This window comes from Streptomyces anandii JCM 4720 (assembly GCF_014650655.1).
Taxonomy (GTDB): Bacteria; Actinomycetota; Actinomycetes; order Streptomycetales; family Streptomycetaceae; genus Streptomyces; species Streptomyces anandii.
Genome location: NZ_BMVJ01000001.1, coordinates 409,256 through 415,069 on the forward strand (window position 1 = coordinate 409,256; position 5,814 = coordinate 415,069).

Below are 5,814 nucleotides of genomic sequence, written 5' to 3' on the forward strand. Positions count from 1 at the left end.
GGAAGGCCGCCTCGGCCTCCTCCAGGGTCAGCGCGTCCTCGACGTCGATGCGCCCGCTGCCGCGCCGCACCCGGTGCCGTACGACCTCGGCGGGCAGGGCCCCCGGGTCGCAGTCCAGCGCCATGTCGACCACCCGCACCGGCACGCCCAGCCGCCGGGCCAGCACCGACACCGGCCGGCCGCCCTCCAGCACCGCCCGCACCAGATGCTCCGCGCCGCCCGCCGGACGCGCGGACACGCCCGCCCCGGCCACCCCGTGGTCACCGGCGAAGAGGACGACCCGCGGCCGTTCGACCGGCCGCACCGGCACGGCGCCCTGCGCCGCGGCCAGCCACTCGCCCAGGTCGTCCAGCCGGCCCAGCGCGCCGGGCGGCACGGCCGCGCGCTCCCGGCGCGCCTCCGCGTCACGGCGCACACCGCCGTCGGGACGCTCGATCAGATCGGTGAAGTCGTCGAGATTCAGCGAGCTCATTCGCCGAACAGTACCGGCCCCGCCCGAACGCGGAGGTGCCGGACCGGGGGCACAACCCGCCGGTGCCGGACCGGTGCCGGACCGGGGGAACAGCCCGGCCGGGGGCGGCCGGAACGGTGGCCGGGGTGCGCCGGGGGGCCGTCCGGCCGGCGGCACACCCGGACGGCGTCTTTCCGTCCAAGATCCCAATCCCATACGTTCCCTTTGCCGTGAAATGTCGGCAGCGGTCGGACGGCGCACGCCACCCGCCCCTGCCGCGCCCCCTCTCGCCCCACCGGGAGCCGCCCATGCCGCCCCTGCCGTACGCGCCGGAGGTCTACGACCCGCGCCGCATCGCGTACGCCGCCGAACTCGCCCGGGGCACCGAGCGGTTCCACGAGCCGCGCCGCGAGGACTGCCCCTGGTGCGGCTCGGGGCGGCTGCGCACCCGCCTGTCGGCGCCCGACCTGCTCCAGCACAAGCCGGGCTCGTTCACCCTCGACCAGTGCCGGGACTGCGGGCACGCCTTCCAGAACCCCCGGCTCAGCGCGGCCGGACTGGCCTTCTACCACCGGGACTTCGACGAGGGCGACCCGGACGGCCTCGCCGACCCGGCGCTCGCCACCCGCCGCAGCCACCGCCGGCACCGCGGCGACGCGCGCCTGCTGCGCGGCCTCGGGGAACCCGAGAGCTGGCTGGACGTCGGCACCGGCCACGCCCGCTTCCCGGCCGCGGCGCGTGAGGTGTTCCCGTACACCTCCTTCGACGGCCTCGACCCGACGCCGCGCGTGCGGCGGGCCCTCGCCGCCGAGCGGATCGAGGAGGCGCACGTCGGCCACCTCGCCGACCCGGAGGTCACCGCGCGGCTGCGCGGGCGCTACGACGTGGTCAGCGTGTTCCACCACCTCGCCCACGTCCCCGACCCACGGGCCGAGTTGCGCGGGGCGCTCGCGGCGCTGCGTCCCGGCGGCCATCTGCTCGTCGAACTGCCCGACCCTCGCTGCCTGTTCGCGCTGCTGCTCGGCAAGTGGTGGCTGCCGCACGGCCAGCCGCGCCATCTGCACCTGATCCCGCTGCGCAACCTGCGGGCCGAACTGGAGTCGCTGGGCTGCACGGTCCTCGTCACCGACCGCCGCACCCCGCACACCCCGAACGACCTCTCCGCCGCCCTCGCCCTGTTCCTCGCCCGGCTCCTGCCCCCGGCCGACGCCCCCTGGCGCAGCGCACCGCCGAGCGCCCTCCAGCGCGGGCTGCGCGCTCTGCTGAACGCCCTCACCAGCCCCCTGGTGGACGCGGCGGCCCTGTTGGACCTGCTGCTGTCCCCGGTACTGAGGCAAGTCCCCGGCCTGTCCAACAGCTACCGGATCGTCGCCCGCAAGGACACCGCCTGACGCCCGGCCGCGCGTGACCTGGCCCGGCGAGACCCGGCGGTGCGTGACCCGGCCGGGCGGGGCTCAGCCGCGCAGGGGGAGCGCCTGGCCCGCGACCACCAGGAGCACCTGTTCGCACTCGGCCGCGAAAGCGGTGTTGAGGCGGCCGAGTTCGTCGCGGTAGCGGCGGCCCGAGGCGGTGGCCGGGACGATGCCCGAGCCGACCTCGTTGGAGACGGCGACCACGGTCCGGGCGGTCGTGCGCACGGCGGTCGTCAGCTCGGTCACCCGCTCGCGCAGCGCCCGCTCGCCGCCGCCCGCCCAGTCGGCGTCGTCCCAGGCGCCCACGCCGTCCATCGCGTCCGTCAGCCACAGCGACAGGCAGTCGATCAGCAGCGGCGGCCCGTCCTCCTTCAGCAGCGGCACCAGGTCGCAGGTCTCCGTCGTACGCCACGAACCCGGCCGCCGCTCCCGGTGCGCGGCCACCCGGGCCGCCCACTCGGTGTCCCCGCCCCGGGCGCCGCCGGTGGCCACGTACAGCACGCCGGGGAAGGTCTCCAGCCGGCGCTCGGCCTCCACGGACTTGCCCGACCTGGCCCCGCCCAGCACCAGCGTGCGCCGGGGTACGTCCGGTACGTCCTCGTAGACCCCGACGGTCAGCGTCGTGCCGTCCGGCACGGCCCGCGCCCCCGCCGCCGCGAGCCGGCGGACCAGCTCCGCGCCCGGCGGCACGTCGTGGTCCAGGTGGACGGCGATCACGTCCGTGGCCGGGCCCACCGCGCCCACCGCGCGCAGCTTCGCCAGCGCGTCCGGGCGGCCCACGACGTCCGCGAGGACCATGTCGTACGTCTCCGAGGAGCCCTCCTCCAGACCGGCCGGCGCCCCGCCCGGCGGCAGGTACAGCAACCGCTGCCCGTCCGGGCCGGTCACCGCGTACCCCGTGCCCGGCGCGTCCAGCGCCACCGCCCGCACCCGGTGCCCCGTCAGCAGCGCCAGCTCCCGCCCGTCCGGGACCCGCCCCGGCTGGGGCAGCCCGGCCGGCACCTCCACCGCGGGCCCGTCGTGCGGGTGGGACAGCAGCACCTGCGTCACCCCGCCGAGCGAGTGCCCGGCCCGCGCGGCCGCGAACGCCGCGCCCGGTGTCAGGTCCAGCAGCAGCGCGCCGTCCACGAGCAGCGCGGTCGCCGCCCGCGCGTGCTCGCCGAGGGCCGTCGCGCAGGCCGCGCAGGGACAGTGGGGGCGGGGAAGTCCCGCGGGGGCGCCGGTGCCGAGCAGAGTCACGTCCACGCCCCCGATTTTCCAGGGTGCCCGCGGGTCCTGCGCGCCCGGATAGGCTCTGTGCGGGAGCCGGAGTCGATCAAGATCCGGCTTCCGTCGCGCAGTGTGCTCAGTGTGCTCACACAGGGAGGCCTACATGGTGGCATGGACGTGGCGGTTCGAGACGGCCGACGGGACGGAGGTCCAGCCCGCGGTGCAGCCCGAGGAGTTCACCACGCAGGGCGACGCCGAGTCCTGGATCGGGGAGAACTGGAAGGCCCTGCTCGACGGCGGCGCCGACCAGGTGCGGCTCTACGAGGACACCACGGAGATCTACGGCCCGATGAGCCTCCACGCCGACGAGGCCCAGGCGTAGCCCCGCCCCCGGAACAACCCGGCGCGGGGCAACCGCCTCCGGCGGACCCCGCGCACGGCCTCCACCGTCCCCCGTCCGCGGCCTCGCCGCAGCGCCCCGCAGCCGTCCGCGGGCGGCCACAGCGAGGGGTGCCGCGCACGGGCCGCGCGCGGCCCTTCGCGGGTGGCGATGGGGGGACGGACCCGCGCGGCCTTTCGCGCACCGCCCCGGCGAGGCGTCCCGCGTGCCGGCCACGTCGGCGGCCTTCGCGGGCGGCCGCCGCGAGGCCCCCGCCGCCCTCTCCGACCGGTCGCGGGCGAGGCGTCCTCCGTACCGCCCGCCTCGGGCGGCTCACTGTTCGCCCAGGGTCACCGGCACTGTCCTCGCAGCGCCGTCGCGGGAGTACGTGACCGTCGTTCGCCGGCCCGGTCTTGCGGTGGCCAGGGCTTCCGACAGCGAGGTGATGGTGGTGATGTCCGCGTCGCCGACCTTGGTGATGATGTCCCCGGGGCGCAGGCCCGCCTCGTCCGCCGCGCCGCCCGCCCGCACGTCCACCACGGCGACGCCGACGGGCCGGTCGGCGGAGTCGACGACGGTCCGTCCGGTGATCCCGAGCGCGGCCCGGCCGGAGTCGACGACCCTGCCGTACTTGACGATCTGCCCGGCGATCGTCCGCACCATCGACGCCGGGATCGCGAAGCCGATGCCGGGCGCCGCGCTGCCCCCGAGTTCGGGGTCGGTGGCGGCCAGCGTCGGGATGCCGATGACCTGGCCGTCAAGGTTCACCAGCGCGCCCCCGCTGTTGCCGGGGTTGATCGCGGCCGACGTCTGCACCATGTCGGCGATCGTGGCCCCCGTGCCCCCGCCGGTCTGGCCCTCGCTGACGGTGCGTCCGGTCGCCGAGACGATGCCCTGGGTCACGCTCGACGACAGCCCGAGCGGCGAGCCCATGGCCAGCACGATCTGCCCCACCTCCACCTTCGCGGAGTCGCCGAGCGAGGCCGCCTCGAGACCGGCCGGCACCTTGTCCAGCTTGACGACGGCGAGGTCCTGCTGCGGGTAGGAGGACACGAGGTGCGCGGTGAGCGTCCCCTCGTTGTTGGCGATCGTCACCTCGAAGGTCTTCTGGTCGCCGACCACGTGCGCGTTGGTGACGATGTGGCCCTTGTCGTCGTAGACGATCCCCGATCCGAGGGCGCGGCCGGACTGGATCTGCACCACCGAGGGCAGGACGTTCCTGATCACCCGCTGGTAGGCGCTCTGCAGATCGTTGGCCGACCTGGGCACCTCGGCCGCCTGCCCGGCGGGGTCCTTCGCCCGCGCGGCGCCCTTGGAGGCGGAGGCGTCGGCGGCCTGCGGAGAGGGTGGGCCGTCGCACCCGGACAGCAGCGCGGCGCAGCAAGCCGACGCGAGGAGCGGACCGGTCAGCCGGAGGGCACGGGCGCGGGCACCGGAAAGATCCATGCCCCGAGTCTCCCGTCGGGGTGAACGCCCGGCTTGCCGTGATCACCCGAACGTGCGGCCCCGAGCCCCCGGAACACCCGCACCGGACCGGTCCTGGCCGCGCACCCCGCACAGGTGCAACAGCGCCGCCACCGAGCGGTACGGGTCCGTGCGCCCCGCGCGCTCCTCGGCCGCGAGCAGTCGCTCCACGTCGTCCGGCGGGGGCGTGCCGTCCGCCGCCGTGTCCGTGAAGACCCGCACCCCGTACCAGGCGTGCAGCGGCGCGCCGATCCCGGCGAGCGTCGCCGTCAGATCGGCCAGCCGGTCCGCCCGCACGTCGAGCCCGAGGCGGTTGCGGTACGCCGTCGTGCCGAAGGAGGCCAGCGCCGCCGCCCAGTCGCCCGAGAGGCCGGGGCGCAGCGCCAGCGCGTCGCCGTTGCGCACCAGCAGCGACAGCAGGCCGCCCGGCGCGAGCATCCGCGCCAGCCCCGCCAGCAGCGGATCGGGCTCCTCCACGTACATCAGTACGCCGTGGCACAGCACCACGTCGAAGCTGCCCGGCAGGAAGTGCACCCCGGTGTCACGGCCGTCGCCCTCGACGATCCGCATGCGGGCCCGGATGCCCTCCGGTTCGGCGGCCAGCGCCGCCCGCGCCACGGAGATCATCTTCTCGTCGCGCTCGAGCCCGGTCACCTCGTGCCCGGCCCGTGCCAGCCGCAGCGCCTGGGTGCCCTGGCCCATGCCCACGTCGAGCACGCGCAGCCGCCGCCCGACCGGGAACCGCCCGGCCATCTGCTCGTCGAGCTGCCGGGCCACCAGCTCCTGGCGTACGACGTCACGCAGCCCGCCCAGCCTGCCCAGCCAGGCGTCCGCGGCACCCCCGGAGAAAGCGGTCGCGCTCAGGGCCGCTCTCCGCGCTTGACCTGCGGCTTGGGCAG

General features: G+C 76.4%; 6 protein-coding genes. 2 read left to right on the forward strand and 4 right to left on the reverse strand.

Annotation, left to right across the window (positions count from 1 at the left end; genetic code table 11):
* Positions 1-472, reverse strand: a 472-nt coding sequence (locus IE249_RS35870) for a nicotinate-nucleotide--dimethylbenzimidazole phosphoribosyltransferase (protein ID WP_229857226.1), incomplete at its 3' end; no start/stop codon positions are given.
* Positions 473-759: 287 nt separating this feature from the next.
* On the opposite strand from IE249_RS35870, the gene IE249_RS01850 reads away from it, so the two are divergent.
* Entirely contained in the window at positions 760-1,842 is a 1,083-nt protein-coding gene (locus tag IE249_RS01850) for a class I SAM-dependent methyltransferase (protein WP_189702972.1), read from the forward strand.
* Between the two features lie 63 nt (positions 1,843-1,905).
* Here the strand turns inward: IE249_RS01850 and IE249_RS01855 are convergent, their stop codons facing one another.
* Positions 1,906-3,108 carry a bifunctional adenosylcobinamide kinase/adenosylcobinamide-phosphate guanylyltransferase gene (locus IE249_RS01855; protein WP_189702973.1) on the reverse strand — a complete coding sequence of 401 codons (1,203 nt, stop codon included), beginning with the start codon at positions 3,106-3,108 and terminating at the stop codon, positions 1,906-1,908.
* Positions 3,109-3,235: 127 nt separating this feature from the next.
* Here IE249_RS01855 and IE249_RS01860 point away from each other — a divergent pair, with 127 nt between their 5' ends.
* The gene (locus IE249_RS01860; protein ID WP_189702974.1) at positions 3,236-3,454 is read left to right on the forward strand and encodes a hypothetical protein; all 219 of its coding nucleotides are present in this window, start codon (positions 3,236-3,238) and stop codon (positions 3,452-3,454) included.
* Between the two features lie 330 nt (positions 3,455-3,784).
* Here the strand turns inward: IE249_RS01860 and IE249_RS01865 are convergent, their stop codons facing one another.
* Positions 3,785-4,897, reverse strand: coding sequence for a S1C family serine protease (locus IE249_RS01865; RefSeq protein WP_189702975.1), 1,113 nt, complete (start codon positions 4,895-4,897; stop codon positions 3,785-3,787).
* A gap of 42 nt (positions 4,898-4,939) precedes the next feature.
* Positions 4,940-5,692, reverse strand: a complete 753-nt coding sequence (locus IE249_RS01870; RefSeq protein ID WP_189703218.1) for a class I SAM-dependent methyltransferase — start codon at positions 5,690-5,692, stop codon at positions 4,940-4,942.
* Positions 5,693-5,814 lie beyond the last annotated feature (122 nt).